This is a genomic window from Haoranjiania flava, from assembly GCF_025631005.1.
GTDB classification, from domain to species: Bacteria; Bacteroidota; Bacteroidia; order Chitinophagales; family Chitinophagaceae; genus Haoranjiania; species Haoranjiania flava.
Genome location: NZ_JAOTPL010000014.1, coordinates 1 through 15,140, shown reverse-complemented (window position 1 = coordinate 15,140; position 15,140 = coordinate 1). Strand labels below are relative to the sequence as shown.

The following is a 15,140-nucleotide window of genomic DNA, read 5'->3' as shown; positions in this document are numbered from 1 at the left end:
AAAAGAAATGATACTAGCATCCATGAAAATGCGCTTACATTTATTGAAATACTTAGGCGCAGTGGTACTTACCGCCATTACTATGGTGCCGCTCACTGCACAGGTACAACTAAAACCTGACGACCGCGACAAGTATGCAGCAAGAGCAAAAGCCGATTTTGATATAGGCCACTGGGAAGCAGGAAAAAAAACCATAGACGAAGGGCTTAAAAAATATCCCAAAGACTCAGACCTGAAAATGCTTTCCGGAAAATACTACCATCACAAAAAACAATACGATAAAGCGCGCTACGAACTCATAAAGTCACTGGAACAAAATCCCGGGAATGTAGACGCCAAGCACATCCTGGTAAATGTAGAAACCGAATCAAAAAGATACAGCAGCGCTATCTGTTATGTAAATGAACTGCTGGAAGTAAACCCCTACTGGAGAGGCTTATGGCGTAAAAAGATAGAACTTTACGAGCTGGACGGCAATACTGTAGAGGCCAACCGCTTACGCAAGCGCATTGCGCAGATATACCCGGAAGACAGCAAGCTGAAAGCAGACCTTATTTACAATAGCGAGCTTGAAGCCAACGATAAGCGAAGATCGGGCAAGCTTGATGAGGCTATTGAGATCCGCAAACAACTGATTGCCGCAGAAACCAGGAAGCCCGAACACTACCTGATGATCGTAAACGACTATCTGCAGGCCGGCGATCAGGCAAACGCCATGGCCTACGTGGAAAGAGGACTGAACTTGATGCCGGCCAACAGCGCGCTGATCAATAAAAAACTGGGCATACTGGCAGAGCAGAAAAGATATAACGAACTGTTGCCGTTTTTACAGCAGCAGATCAGGAAGGGAAATACATCGCTCCAGAGCCAGTACAACTATTATCTGCTTGAAGCGGCAAGGAATGCCAAAGAACAGGACCCTGCCACACTTTACGGAAAAATATTTGATAAAAACCCCGGAGACGATGAAGCATTTTCATACGTATTCAACAATGCTTTCGGCAACCAGCAATATGAAGAAGCTTTAAGCATCCTTTCTAAATACCGCCGTTCGCGCGGCAATAATAAGAGCCTCGATTTAAAAGAGCTGGTTATTTACCAGAGAACGGGCAACACCAGCAGGGCAAATTCTTTTACAAAGGAATTATTTGCCAGGTATCCCGGCGACAGCGACCTGAAAGCTGCCTATGTGAAAATTGTGCTTGAAGAAGCCAAAGCTAAAATGGCCGATGAAAACTATGCAGCAGCCCTTGCAGACTGGGAAACAGTGAAGCGCTACGGCGACCGTGAAATGTATGCAGTAGCACAGGCTAACCTGTACAATGCTTACCTGAATATGGACAACTACAACAATGCCATGGCAATACTCACCGAAATGATTGCAGCAAGCCCCGGCAACGCAGAACTGTATTTAAAAAAATCTGACATCTATAAAAAAACGGGCAATTATGACCTGGCACTGGCAGCTTACGAACAGGCCATTGACCTGGTAAACGATGAATTGAAGCCCGTTTACCTCGGCGGATACGGAGATATGCTTACAGGTATCATCAAAGGATTGAACGAACAATTCAGGTTTAAGGAATCAATGGATTATGTGCAAAGATGGCTGCAAAAAGACCCGAAAAACAAGCTGGCGCTTCACTACGCTGTGAACATCTCTAACGAAACCAAGAACCGTGAAGATGTAATAAAATATGCTACGCTGGGCGCTGCCGCGTATCCTGCAGATGTATTCTTTAAACTCAAGCTTATACAGATAAACGGTTTGCAACCGGAAAACTTCCACAACGTATATGCAGAGCTGGAAGAAGAGCTGAAAAAAAACCCGCACCACCCCGATGTGGTGAATACCTTTGTACAGTTGTCTGAAGATTTCGGCAAATACCTGATAAAAAACAGCAAGAGCGAAGAAGCGCTGGTGGTATTGGATAAAGGGCTGGTATATGCGCCCAACAACAAAACATTGAAGTACCTGAAAGGAACAGCTTATGAGAAACTGAAGGATTACGAAAATGCTTACATCTATCAATCGTTTTACGAGCCCTCACTGCTGGAACTGGCTGAGTTTAAACATTACCTGGCGTATCTGAAATCGCGCACTTATAAAAACCAGGTTGGCTTCTCACACTTAAGAAGCAGGTTTGGCGATAACTACACCATTACCTCAATTTCTTCTCTGGAATATATCCGCTTTGCAGGAGAGAATACATACACCGGCAGGGCGCACTACGCCGGCAGGGAAGCAGGAAAAGGAGTACAGTTGCAGGCAGAATGGGACCGTCAATGGAATATAAATACCCGCACTAAGATCAACGCTGCTTGGGCAAACCAGTTCTTTCCGTCAATCAGCATAAACGCATCGGTGTACCGGGAACTGAACCTGATGAATGGACTGGAAGCGGAGCTGGGCGCAGGCTACAGGAAATTACCTGGCGGAGAAAACCTGATGAATATTGTATTAGGCGCCACCAAACAATTTGACCCGTGGAGAATAAACACGAGGTTCAATAACTTCATGCTGGACGGCACCTATCTGTACAACCTGTCTGCAGACACACGCTATTATTTTGCTACACCCAAAAGCTACCTAATGGCAGTAGGAAGCTTTGGTTCCTCGCCGGATGTGGACCTGCTTGACTATCAACTCTATAACGGATTTTCTGTCCTCAACACAATGGTAGGCCTGGGAGGAAGCCATATGATCTATCGCAGTGTATCTGCAGGCCTACTGGGCTCCTGGCACAACTACCAGACAAACAGCGGCATATATAAAAATTTATACAACATACATCTTAGCATACATGTGGCATTTTAAAAATATACTCAACTTGTTTTTTTGTTTACTGATTGTATTGGGCAGTTGCTCATCCAACAGCAATACACCGGGCCTCAAGGCAGACCGGTACGTTATTTCATTTGAAGAAGATGCGCAAAGCGAACAATGGGCAACATACCTGTTCAATCATTTATCAAAAAGAATAACAGATAAAGGGTCTGTGGAAATATCAAAGCGTCCGCAGCAGAAAAGTTTAGCCCAGGGCTCCAAAGTCATTCACGTGGAAATCGCTGCTGACCTTAAGAATGATTATTGCATACAGCATAGCAGCGAACGCCTGCACTTGCGTATAAAAAATAAGGAAGTAGCCGTATGGATAATTTATGAACTGATTGAGTCCATTTCTTCCGTTGATAACCGTGTAGAAGCAAAAGACCTGCCGCCGGCAACCATCAAGTTCAGCAACGGCTGCCGTGATTTTGACTTCGCATATCGCGACCCGCACTTTGCGCCAAACCTGCAGCCGGAATACGCACCTGTGGCAGGAAACAACAACGTGGAAGCCGACTGGGGCATATGGGGACACAACCTTTCAAAAATAGTAAAAGCAGCAGAGGCGCCGGAAGAAGTATATGCACTGGTGAATAACCGCAGAAACAAAGACCAATTGTCTTTTACTTCTGAAAAATTGTTAGGCATAACAGTAAACTACATCATTGACAATTATGGAGACGGAGCTGACAAAGGTACCAGGTTTATGATAACGCCTAATGACAATGACCTGGTGTGCTCCTGTGCCACATGTACGGAAGCAGGCAATACAGAAAACAATGCCACTCCTGCAGTGAATGAATTTGTAAGAAAGCTGGCTGAAAGATTTCCCAAACACGAATTTTTTATCACAGCTTATCGCACGGTGAAAGCCCCGCCCGCACACCAGATGGCGGCTAACACGGGCGTATTCCTGAGTACCATTGACCTGCCAAAGGGCGTGGAACTTAACAGCAACAACAATAAAACAAAAGTTTTCCTGGACAAGCTGGAAGCATGGAAACAAAAAACGGCCAACATCTATGTGTGGGATTATGCAGCCAATTTCGATGATTACCTTTCACCGATGCCTGTACTCTATGCCGCACAAAAACAATTTAAATTCTTTAAAAAACAGGGCATCAAAGGCGTGTTTGCCAATGCGGGCGGCTACGATTATATACCATTTGACGACGTAAAAACCTACGTACTTGGCGCATTGCTAAAAAACACAAACGCTGACGTAGAAACACTGGTGAAAAAGTTTTTTGCCAAAAACTACCCGGCAGCTCACGCACTGCTTACCGCTTACTATTTAAAACTTGAAAAAGATTTCGATAAAAAAGGTAAAGCCTACAACATGTATGGCGGCATAAACGATAACCTGGCAACCTACCTTAATGCTGCGGATTTTGAAAAATTCCACACATCGCTTGGAACCGTTGCGGGCAAAGCATCCGGTGAAGAAAAAGCGCGGCTCAAGAAACTGTACACGGCGCTGACATTTACAAGGCTTCAGCTTATTTATGCCAAAGGTACAGATGCTATCAGGCAAATGCCTGCCGGGGAGTTAAAAATTTTATTGGAAACGCTTGAAGGCTATAAAAGCTATGCGGATATGCAACGCTATCGCGAAAGCGGCGGAGAGTTATCTGCATATATGGATGAATGGAAAAGCCTGTTAACAACCATCAAAACACCAAACCAATTAAAAGGAACATCCATAAAGCTTCTGTCCAGGGCAGATGAAGGCTATGAAACGCCCGGAGTGTTAAATGACGGCTTGCCCGGCTTTGCTACCGATTATCACCAAGGCTGGTATATAAGCAGTATAGACGACCTGCATATAAGCTTCCCGGCTCAGCAACTACAAAATGCAGGAAAAATAAAATGCAGGTTCCTGTATAATGAAGACCACAGATTCCTGCCTCCTGAAAAAATAGAAATAAAAGCAGACGGCAGACTGATAAAGACCATCACTAACAAAGAAATAGCATTATCCGGAGCCGTTGCTGCCTGTGAAGCCAAGATACCATTAGCGGGAACAAAAAACATTGAATTGAAATTTTACAGGCCTAAAGATGTAAAAAGTAAGATAGCGATTGATGAAATATTTATTTTGAAATAGTGCCCATTACAATATTTCCATTTTAAAGATTAGCGCATATGAATAAATAAAAAACACAGTTATTGCATATAAACCTTGTAATTATTTCGCGCCGCTATGTGGCTGAAAACAACCACAAGCAACGCACTAAAAAATATACACACATGAACCAACCTACGATAGATCATCTGCATAAAATAAAGCATAAGAACATAGCAAGATTTAAATTTTTACCAGCATTCCTGATCATGGTTACAATTCTGTTAAGCATTGCAGGTTGTAAAAATATGGAAGACATAAAGACGACAGTGGCTGTAGAAGACAATGGCCGGCACTACTACCCCATTCTTACAGGCCAGGAACTGGAGATAGTCTTTCCTATAAAAAATACAGGTATGCACCCGTTTATGCTTACAGATATTATTACTTCCTGCGGATGCATCACGGCTAACACGTCATCTGTAAAAGCGATACCGTCCGGGGCAGAAGGCCGTTTATTACTGAAATACAACAGCACAAAGAATATAGGCTATGTAAAGCATTATATAACCCTTTATGGCAATCTGGCCACTGCCGATAAAATTGACATCACATTCGATGTGCATGTAGTGCCCAATGCTATGTATACCAAAGACTACGAGGAGCTGTACCAGGAAGAGAAAAATAAAGGAGGCAATGTAAAAGACCTGGTAGACGGTAATGAAAATAATAAAGGTTATTACATGGATGAAGATTTTTAATTAGCACGCAGAAACAACGGGCAGTTTTATGAATCTGCAGTGATATATAAATTTATTGTAATTTTGATTATTTTTAATATAGTAGCAGGTAGTCCATCTGCATATCCTATTATTAAACACAATCAGGATGTTGCCCGTACAAAAAGCAAATCAGTACTTGTATAAAAACAGATCTTTCAAACAAATAATAATCATTTATCTGTTGTTGGAGATCCTGGAATTTTTATTAAGAAGTTTATCACTATCTATACCCCTGGCAATGCTTTTTCCACCTATGTTGTACATGTTACATCTAAGACTGCAGAATAAACCTGTAAGCATAGCTGCCAAGTGGTATCTTTTTATACCCTTTGTAGTTTTCATGCTGCTGAAATTGTACCTCTTTGTTATTGCGCCTGGCGAAATGAGTATGGAACTATGGATCAAGCTGTTTGCTGTTGTATACGGCCTATATGCATTAATAATAGTTTTGGCTGTTTTCCTGGATTCGCAGCATTACGAAAACAATGCTGCTGCAGCCAAGCGCAAGCTGCTGGTGAAACAATTGTCATTATTGATGTTTATGGGCGTAATAGTGATAACAGCACTGCTCTATTTTGATGGCTCAAATGAAAGCAGGGTACCCGTTTACCGGCTGCCTCCCACAGCGATAATGTTTGCTTTTCTTATCTCCTGTATTTTGCTGAAAATAGATTATATATATCACGAAAAAAAACAGCAGTCTGAAATGGCAAATGAATATATGCCGCCTTCCCTGCTCCGGCTGGAACGCATACAGGTACAGCTCTGCAAAATGCTGGAAGAAGACCAATGTTTTTTAAAGCACAACTGCAATAAAGAGTTCATAGCAGCTAAATGCCTGGTACCTAAAGAAGATATTTCTTATTTTTTCGATCATTACATCGAAAAGGATTTCAAAATGTTTATTGCAGAATACCGCATAGCTTATGCAATAGCCATGATGAAGGAAAAGGGAAAAATGCTTACCCTGGAGGCCATAGCTCATGAATGCGGGTTTAAATCACTAAAAACTTTTAATAAATATTTTCAGAAGATCAAAGGCCAACTGCCTTCTGAGTTTATGAAACCGGAATAGAAAAAATGTTTGTTCCACTGCGTATATTAATGGTTCTTTTGCTGGCTGCAGCGCTACATTTCTTTTACCACCTGCGTAAAAAATCATTACAGGATAAAGTTTTCGGCAGTGTATTGTTGTTTTACCTTATTCATGTATCTTTTATATTTCCTATATTCCTGGCAGGTATCCATGAATATGGCTACCTAGATAAAGCTGCGCCATTTAGTTTATCCTATGGGCCGGCATTATATTTTCTGTATCGGGCCACCATTTCAAAAACATTATCCATGAAAAACATTATTAAACACTCGCTGCCTGTGTTGATGTTCTGGGTAATATATTTTGTTTTTGTTTTTGATGGAGCTTTCAGGGAGCAGATGAAAATATGGTATTATCCCGTAGTCTATGGCAGCATAGGCTTATCGATGGTTCTTTATTCAGGCTATGTGGTAGTTTCAGGAAGAAAGTTCAGGGTAATGGTTTCCAAAATCAATTATTTTGCATGGTACTGTATACTTTCAGGGCTATTCATGTTGTTTCTCACGTATGTTTTTATCACAACAGGTGTGCACGTACATGAAAAGACAACTCCTGAAAGTTCGGCAGTAACGGTAGCAGTATTTATGTGCCTGGGTGTCTTGATTTTATTGTCAGAATCGTTCAACAGGTTCAGAGCACAGTATTTTCCCTCTTTACGCAAGCATACAATACCTAAAGTAAAACAGGAAGCACCAAAGGCAAATGTATCAATACCACAAACGGCGCAAGCCCAGGTAAACGAAGATGAAAATTTCTATGCATTAGAAAAGTATTTTGCATCAGAGCCTATCTGCAATCCTTCATTGACCATAAAAGACACAGCAACCGCACTGAACATAACCCAGAAAACACTAAATGATCAAATAACCCTGTACTACAATACAACCTTTGCGAAGCTCCTAGTTTCCAAGCGGGTAGACATGGCCTGTAAAGTCTTAAGGTCTGATGACTTTAAAAATGAATTTGACAAGCTTGCGGGTGAATGCGGTTTTGGTTCAAAAGCTACCTTTTACAGAAACTTTCAGCAGTTAAAAGGTTGCACACCTTCACAATTCAGAAGCAGTTTTCTCAATGAAAAAAAATCATGAAATAGCCATAAGCAAAATTGCATACCAACCGCGGATGAATAAAGGCTATTCCATGTGGCAAATGAAAAACAAATAAAATATCCACATGAACAATCAAGTAATATAAGTACAGCATGGAACAAACAATATTTTTTACCCCTGTAATTTTATCTCTGCTCACACTGGTATTCTATTATATTACAGATTTAAAACAGGAACGCTTCAGATACATACCCTGGATACTTGGATGTTTTGCTGCTGAAGCTGTTTACATTCTTTATCTTTTCAAGGTAAAAGAAACACAGGCATACATGTATACAATAATGCCGCCGCTTGACATGTGTGCTCTGGTGCTGCTATTTTTCTTTTTATATGAAACTATTACAGGCAAACGGCTTTCCATGCTGGTAAAGCTGCTTAATTTTTTACCTGCAATATTATGGATGCTCGCGTTCATAGCTGTAGAGACCGCTTATGCCCTGATACTCACAGATACTAAAGACCATTATCTGGGCAGGCAGATTACAGGACTGATAATGTGCGCTACCTATTTCCTGGTGCTGTTGCCAATGTATGGCACCAAAAAAATTTCTAAGTTAAAAAACCTGGATTTTACTGACGCTCTGATGTTCCTTGGATTACTGATAACCATTACACTTACCTTCTCCATATTTTTTACCCTATTTTCCGGCGCTTCCAACAGGCTGGCGATATACATGATAAAAATACTCGAGTTTATTACTGTAATCACTTTGTATCTTTTACTTTTTAATCAATACAAGTACAAGCTGGAAAACATGCGCAACAAGCGTCTGGCGATCTTACAGCCTTTTTCAATTGCGTTACCAAAAACCGATGCACAACCTGCTATAGAAACCGAAATAGAAGCTCTGCCGGAGAAAATGAATGATACCAAATACATGAAAGTGCTGTTGGATGATGATACATTGAATTACTATTTAAAAAAAATACAGGCCTACTTTGCAAAAGAGCTTGATGAGTACCTGAGCCCTGAGTTTAATCTTAGTGTATTATCAGAAAAGACAGGCATTCAGAAGGCACACCTATCGCAGGTGTTCAATGTAAAAGCCGGTAAAACCTTCATTCGGTTTTTGAATGAGAAAAGGATTGCCTACGCATGTGAACTCTTACAGGAAGATGCAGACATGTCTATAATAGCGCTTTCTGAAGCCTGCGGCTACCGCTCGCGCACTACTTTTTACCAGCAGTTCAAAGCCATCAAAGGGCAAAGCGTACAGGAATACATCAGCAATCTTAAAATAAATTTGTAGTACACATGTACTTATTCACCCTTGGCTTTATAATATTTAATACCTTCCAGCACCCCGGCAGATAATTTATTTTTTGCGAAGTAAATATACCTGCTTTTGCGTAAAGACTCCAATTCCGGGCTGTAGTTGGCAACTACAATACCTTTGGTTCTGCCCTTGAGCATGCCGATGTCATTGCCGCCGTTGCCGGCTGTGAATATCTGTGTTATGGGTATCTCCCATTTGTAGCTGAGGTAGCGCACTGCATTGCCTTTGCCGGCTCTTACAGGTATAATGTCCAGGTATTTATTGTCGGTGAGCAGTATGCGTGCGCGCAGTTTTTTATCGTCGAGGAATTTGTATAAGTTGGCCAGGTCATCTTCATTAAAGCTGCTGTCTACGTAGTAACTAAGTTTGTATTTCCACTGCGCATCCTCTTCCTGTAATTTTATTTTGGCATAACCTTGCAAGGACTGTTGCAGTTCCTTTCTTTTCCACTGATGGCTGATGTGTGTTTCCCATCCCGGGTCGGGCAAGAAATTATGGGTATAATAAATTTCAGTGCCGGCAGAGCAGATCAATATGTCGGCCTGCGGCAGATCATAATCCTGCAGAGCTTTGGAAGTAAGTTCCTTGTTGCGCCCGGATGCAATTCCGAAAATAATATTATTGTCTTCAATGAATTTGCTAAGCTCTTTAAGCCCTGTAGTATCTTCTCCTTCAACCAGCGTACCGTCAAGATCGGATATTAAAAACTCTTTGCCATGCAGCAAACGCTTACCAACAGAGGAGTTGCTGCCGGGTGATTGTTGTTGAAAAGAAGTTTTGGCATAGAGTTCATCCACTACTTCTATATATTTTTTTGCATGGCTCTCCCAGGTATAGCTTTCCTGGCCTGCTTTAATACCGTTAGAAGAATATGTGTCCCACAGATTGTTATCAGCAATTATTTTCTTCAATGCAGATGAAATTGCTTTCGTATCACCCACATCAACCAGTATACCATTGTCGGCCTGCTCTATGATTTCTTTTGGCCCTCCGGTTGGCGATGCTACCACGGGAAGCCCGCAGGCTGCTGCTTCTATGATGGTTAACCCGAAGTTTTCCCCGGGTGTAGCATTCACGAAAACACCTTTCTTACGTGCTGCCACCCTGTATATTTCAGGCACTTCATTGGTAGGGTCATTCTTCTTAGGCAGCGCCATTTTACCGTACAGGTCATATTTATCCATCAGCAATAAAAGGTTGGTAAGAATTTCCTGCTCGTCGGGCGACATTTGTGTAATATCTTTTCTTACACCTGCAAAGATGGCGAGGTTAGCCATTGCCTGCAGTTCTTTATCCTGGCCATAGCTGGTGATGATCGTTTCAAAGTTTTTTCTTTTATCGGCCCTGCCAATTGACAAGATCAAAGGCTTTTCCGGGGCAAACAAAAAACGCTCAATCTCTGAGTTCACACGGTATACAGCGTTCTCCTGTTCAATAGTCATTTTAAAAGAAGGCATATCTACCCGGTAAAACGGGTAAAAGATATCTGTATTGATGCCGGGAGAGATTACTTTATAATTTGCCTTTTCTTTGTTCTGATAAGATGCGTATTGCAACTGTATTTCATGGTTGGTGCTTACGATCACGGTATCTGCATGCTGCAAGGTTTTCTCCTCTTCAGTTATGCGCTTTTGCATGTGAAACTTTTCTTCAATTTTATTTTCACTCCATCCGTCGCGCAGTAGGATATTTTTCTTATTCCTGCCCAAAGAGTGCCCGGTTGCTATAAAAGGTATGCTGAAAATTTTACTGATCTCGCCGGCGATATAATTGCCATCGGCATAATGGCCGTGAACCACGTTGGGAAAATCATCGTTCTTTTCAATAAACCTGATGGTCTTATCTACAAACTCATCAAGATAAGGCCAGAGCTGCTCTTTTGCGCGGTAATGATTGCCTCCACAGGCTATCCGCACAATTCTTGCTTTGTCATTTACATTCTCTATCTCCTCTGCATAGGCAGGTGAGACTCTTTTATCATTTATTTTACGTGTAAAAAGATCTACTCTCCGTACTTTTGGATGATTGGACAGAGCTTCAAGCAGCTCAAGCACATATTTCACCTGGCCGCCTGTATCTTTGTCCCTGCCTATTTCAGGTTCATGGTAGCGGATTAAACCGTGTGGGCTAAAAAGTTGTATATAATATTTCATCTTATAGTTTAAATGTATGTGTGCAAGTATAAGTAAATAAACAAAAGAATAGGCAAAATATCAAAATAAGTATTTAAAAATTATGTATTCAGGATCAGGGTTTTCAGATTGGGAGATAGGCGATATTACAGTGATCAAGCACAAAGACACTTATCATTTGTTTCATCTTATCATTCCCAACCACGACTATATAGCACACGCAATTTCTAAAGATGGTATATCATGGCGCCGTGTAAAGAATGCTATATTCGTCGGCGACCCCGGTGAGTGGGACGATGACATGCTGTGGACCATGCATGTGTGCGAAGTAAACGGAAAGTTTGAAATGTACTATACAGGCCTGCAACGCAGGGACAGGGGCATCATTTCCCGCATAGGGCTGGCAGTGTCTGAAGACCTGTACACCTGGACAAAAGTCACCAATCAGCTATTCCCTTTTGCACCGGAAGGAAAAGAGTATGAAACGCTGGACTATAACGACAGGAAATGGCTCAGTTACCGCGACCCTTTCCGCTATGAATATAAGGATGAAGTATATTTCCTGATCTGTGCAAGAGTAAACCAGGGGCCGGTCTCGCGCAGGGGGTGTGTAGGCCTTGCCAAGCTGGAGGCTAATGAAATGAAGCACTTGCCGCCGATGCATTTTCCACGGATGTATGATGATGTAGAGTGCCCGTGCGTATTTTATCTCAAAGGCAATTATTACCTCATCGGTTCCATCCGCGAAGATATTAAAGTACGCTATTGGTTCTCCCCCGACTTCCTGGGAGAATACCATTGCTTTCACGCAAGCACGCTGTTGCCGCAGGGAAACTATGCTGCAAGGATCATTGAAGAAAAAGACGGGTATATAGTTTTATACAATTTTTTCTATGCCGGGCAAATAAACCAGTTACGGGTATTGCCGCCCCCCAAACAACTTGATGTGGATGAAAGAGGCCGCCTGGTATTAAAGAGCTATTACCGTTGGGAAAAAATGGTGCAGCGTGAAATACACCAGAAAGACTTTGGCCAGATCGTACCATTGTTTGGTAATCATACGGCGGAAATGCTTGTGGAAGAAAATAAATTTACCTGTGGCTCAAGAAGCGGCTATGAAATTTTTTATTTCGAAAAACCATCTGAGAATTTTATCTGGGAGGGTATTTTAAAAGTTGAAGGCATGGGCAAACTCGGCCTTGTTTCAGACATGGATAAAGATGGTAACGGCTACTTTATTTCCTTTGACGTACAGAATGGGTTTGTGCAGATCAGGGCATGGGGGTTAAATCCTGACGATAACCGTTCAAACTTTGTGTACAGCAATATTCAATCAAATAATTTTGCAATACCTACAGACAGGACTTTTTTCTTTAAGCTGATCCGCTATGGAAATTATATAGAGCTAACGCTCGCCAACGAAGTAAAGCTCACGCTTATAGATTATAAATATTCAGCCAATGGCATAGGCCTGTATTCTTCATCATCTCTGATCTCATTGAAAGATTCAGTTATTAAAGTATTGCCTAAACTCCAAAGCGAGTATGCGAGCCAGGAAGAAAGCGAGTTAATATAGAATAGTTATGGAGTGATCAAGTGATGGAGTTATGGAGATGATATCGTGAACCAGCGCTATGAATGGCTTATAGCCAACACGTCCTGCTTGTCGTAATACGGCGTGGCGCCGGAACGCGTAGCAATAAAAGCTCCTAACTTAGAAGCAAAGTCCACAGCCTCTTGCGGCGGTATGTGATTGATAAAAGCATAAATTATCCCGGAAAGGAAAGCATCGCCGCAGCCAATAGTATCGGCAACGTTTACCTTATAGCCGGCGTTATCATAGCGTTTCCCGTTGTGGTACATAAATGCGCCATTGCTGCCTTTTGTCACGATAAGCGTTTCCAGCTCATACCTGCTTATGATGGTCTTTAGCGAATCCTCCGATGAAGCAATATGGTTCCAGTTACAGATAGTATCAAATTCCACATCATTCATTTTCACTACATCGCTCAGCATCAGCAGTTGCTCAATCCTGGTTTTATCTACATATGGCGGGCGCATGTTGATATCAAAAACTTTTTTTACCGGCAGCTCAAGCAGTTTGAGTAATGTTTTTTCTGTAACCTTATTACGTGATGATAAACTGCCGAAAATAAACCATGCTGCTTTGCTTACTACATCTATTGCCTCCTGCGAACACTCAATAAAATCCCAGGCTACGGGCTCATTGATCTCGTACGACATTTCACCTGCATCACTCTGCGATGCAATGACAGTGCTGGTTTCATGGTCATGGTCGATCTGGACAAAAGCGGTAGTTAAATGTTTTTGTTGCATAAACGCTAAAAGCCCTGCCCCGTTTTCATCGTTGCCTACTCTTGTGATCATGGCAGTGCCAATGCCCATCCTGGCCAGGTGATAAGCCACATTAAAGGGAGCGCCGCCCACTTCTTTATGATCGTTTAATATATCGTAAAGTATTTCACCAAACGTAACACAATGAAAGTACTGTTGCATAATATAATTATTTTTATTACAGGCAATATACAAAATGCTTTTCTTAAAGGAAACGGATTTAAATTTTCAGCCAGCATACCACTTGATAAGCGCTGTGGAAAATATAGCTGCGATAAGATGGCGCTGCTCCATAATTATCAGCTCAGTGTAAGGTATTTCAAGTCGCCTTTCTCTAAGTAAACCCTGTAGGCATGCGGTGTTAAGCCGCCGGTGTCCTGGCGCGGACTGATGATCAGTTCCTGGTTCTCCGCCTGCTCCAACATCTGTATTAATGCTTTTTTATTGTGGTCAGCAGCGTCTTTTATTTTTTTCCGTTCCGATTGTAACCGGCGTATCTCTGCTTCCAATTCCTCCTGGTTTCCTTGTTCCACATCATATGCATCATCCGGGGATTGTTTTGTGTATAGTTGTTCAATGTTTTCATTTATAGATGCCATTCTGCCGAGCTGTTCCAGCCAGGTATGAAAGAAAGTGCCTGCCGCGTTCATAAGTTTTATTTTTGTTCACTTAAAAATACGAAATATTCCTGCACGCAATGAGTATATGCGTTGAACAAAAACTTATTTTTGTGGCTGATAAAATTTCTTCGCTTTGAATAGAGATATGTTCGTCATTGGCATTGCGGGTGGCTCCGGTTCCGGCAAAACCACTTTGGTAAATTCCATTCTTGAGAAAGTTCCTTATGATCAGATTGCCGTGCTGGCACAGGATTCCTACTATAGAGATGCTGCGCACCTTCCTCTGGCACAAAGGCGGCAATTAAATTTCGATCACCCGGATTCCATTGAATGGGATTTGATGCTGACGCATATTCAGCAATTAAAAAGCGGGCAGCCAATAGCGTGCCCTACTTACTCCTACCTGAGCTGTACGCGCTTGGAAGAAACAATTCACATAGCGCCGAAGAAAATCTTACTGGTGGAAGGCATTCTCATTTTCACATACCTGCCCCTCTGTAAAACAATGGACATGCGCATTTACCTGGAGGTTGATGCAGACCTGCGTCTTTCACGGATTATAGAAAGAGATATGGAAAAGCGCGAGCGCACAGCGCAGGAAGTCTTGCAACGCTACTATAAAACAGTGAGGCCGATGTATGAAGAATTCATCAAGCCCTCCAGGCAGCGTGCAGACATGCTGGTAATGGGCGGCGGCCTGAACATGGAAGCTACGGAATTCATTGCTTCTGCTATTTTAGGAAAGCTGTAAAGTTTTCTGGCAAGCAAATTAATAAGGACTTTTATTTTATAGTGCTGATTTTCACGCAAACTTTCGCTGAGTAAGCAGAGATTATATATTCCTTACTTCCCGATCTTGCGGAACAGCTTTGCT

At 42.0% G+C, this 15,140-nt stretch carries 11 protein-coding genes; 8 read left to right on the top strand and 3 right to left on the bottom strand.

Translation table 11 applies throughout. The features are described from left to right. Positions 1-7: 7 nt before the first annotated feature. The 6 genes from OD355_RS09820 (at position 8) to OD355_RS09795 (ending at position 9,132) form a co-directional block, all read left to right on the top strand. Positions 8-2,818, top strand: coding sequence for a tetratricopeptide repeat protein (locus tag OD355_RS09820; RefSeq protein WP_263038297.1), 2,811 nt, complete (start codon positions 8-10; stop codon positions 2,816-2,818). 13 nt (positions 2,819-2,831) lie between these two features. After that, positions 2,832-4,937 (top strand): DUF4838 domain-containing protein, encoded by a 2,106-nt coding sequence (locus OD355_RS09815; RefSeq protein WP_263038296.1) that lies wholly within the window; start codon positions 2,832-2,834, stop codon positions 4,935-4,937. 143 nt (positions 4,938-5,080) lie between these two features. Then, the gene (locus tag OD355_RS09810) at positions 5,081-5,656 is read left to right on the top strand and encodes a DUF1573 domain-containing protein (protein WP_263038295.1); all 576 of its coding nucleotides are present in this window, start codon (positions 5,081-5,083) and stop codon (positions 5,654-5,656) included. 283 nt (positions 5,657-5,939) lie between these two features. Then, a complete protein-coding gene (locus OD355_RS09805) occupies positions 5,940-6,752 on the top strand; it encodes a helix-turn-helix domain-containing protein (protein ID WP_263038294.1) in 813 nt (270 codons plus the stop codon). A 269-nt stretch (positions 6,753-7,021) separates the two neighbouring features. Then, positions 7,022-7,861, top strand: coding sequence for a helix-turn-helix domain-containing protein (locus tag OD355_RS09800; RefSeq protein WP_263038293.1), 840 nt, complete (start codon positions 7,022-7,024; stop codon positions 7,859-7,861). Positions 7,862-7,974: 113 nt separating this feature from the next. Continuing rightward, on the top strand, positions 7,975-9,132 hold the full coding sequence (locus tag OD355_RS09795; protein WP_263038292.1) for a helix-turn-helix domain-containing protein: 1,158 nt from the start codon (positions 7,975-7,977) through the stop codon (positions 9,130-9,132). An 11-nt stretch (positions 9,133-9,143) separates the two neighbouring features. On the opposite strand, the gene OD355_RS09790 is transcribed toward OD355_RS09795, so the two are convergent. Beyond that, positions 9,144-11,312, bottom strand: a complete 2,169-nt coding sequence (locus OD355_RS09790) for an HAD-IIB family hydrolase (protein ID WP_263038291.1) — start codon at positions 11,310-11,312, stop codon at positions 9,144-9,146. Positions 11,313-11,394: 82 nt separating this feature from the next. Between OD355_RS09790 and OD355_RS09785 the strand changes: the two genes are divergently transcribed. Further along, the gene (locus OD355_RS09785; RefSeq protein WP_263038290.1) at positions 11,395-12,867 is read left to right on the top strand and encodes a glycoside hydrolase family protein; all 1,473 of its coding nucleotides are present in this window, start codon (positions 11,395-11,397) and stop codon (positions 12,865-12,867) included. 56 nt (positions 12,868-12,923) lie between these two features. Here OD355_RS09785 and OD355_RS09780 read toward each other — a convergent pair whose 3' ends face one another. Beyond that, complete coding sequence (locus tag OD355_RS09780) at positions 12,924-13,808, bottom strand: carbohydrate kinase family protein (RefSeq protein WP_263038289.1); 885 nt, start codon at positions 13,806-13,808, stop codon at positions 12,924-12,926. A gap of 137 nt (positions 13,809-13,945) precedes the next feature. Then, positions 13,946-14,296 carry a hypothetical protein gene (locus tag OD355_RS09775; protein WP_263038288.1) on the bottom strand — a complete coding sequence of 117 codons (351 nt, stop codon included), beginning with the start codon at positions 14,294-14,296 and terminating at the stop codon, positions 13,946-13,948. A 103-nt stretch (positions 14,297-14,399) separates the two neighbouring features. Here OD355_RS09775 and udk point away from each other — a divergent pair, with 103 nt between their 5' ends. Beyond that, entirely contained in the window at positions 14,400-15,017 is a 618-nt protein-coding gene (udk, locus tag OD355_RS09770) for a uridine kinase (protein ID WP_263038287.1), read from the top strand. Positions 15,018-15,140 lie beyond the last annotated feature (123 nt).

Coding starts and splice junctions, on each gene's coding strand:
- OD355_RS09820 (WP_263038297.1), top strand. CDS start 8: ATGATACTAGCATCCATGAAAATGCGCTTACATTTATTGAAATACTTA.
- OD355_RS09810 (WP_263038295.1), top strand. CDS start 5,081: ATGAACCAACCTACGATAGATCATCTGCATAAAATAAAGCATAAGAAC.
- OD355_RS09805 (WP_263038294.1), top strand. CDS start 5,940: ATGTTACATCTAAGACTGCAGAATAAACCTGTAAGCATAGCTGCCAAG.
- OD355_RS09800 (WP_263038293.1), top strand. CDS start 7,022: ATGAAAAACATTATTAAACACTCGCTGCCTGTGTTGATGTTCTGGGTA.
- OD355_RS09795 (WP_263038292.1), top strand. CDS start 7,975: ATGGAACAAACAATATTTTTTACCCCTGTAATTTTATCTCTGCTCACA.
- OD355_RS09790 (WP_263038291.1), bottom strand. CDS start 11,312: ATGAAATATTATATACAACTTTTTAGCCCACACGGTTTAATCCGCTAC.
- OD355_RS09785 (WP_263038290.1), top strand. CDS start 11,395: ATGTATTCAGGATCAGGGTTTTCAGATTGGGAGATAGGCGATATTACA.
- OD355_RS09780 (WP_263038289.1), bottom strand. CDS start 13,808: ATGCAACAGTACTTTCATTGTGTTACGTTTGGTGAAATACTTTACGAT.
- OD355_RS09775 (WP_263038288.1), bottom strand. CDS start 14,296: ATGAACGCGGCAGGCACTTTCTTTCATACCTGGCTGGAACAGCTCGGC.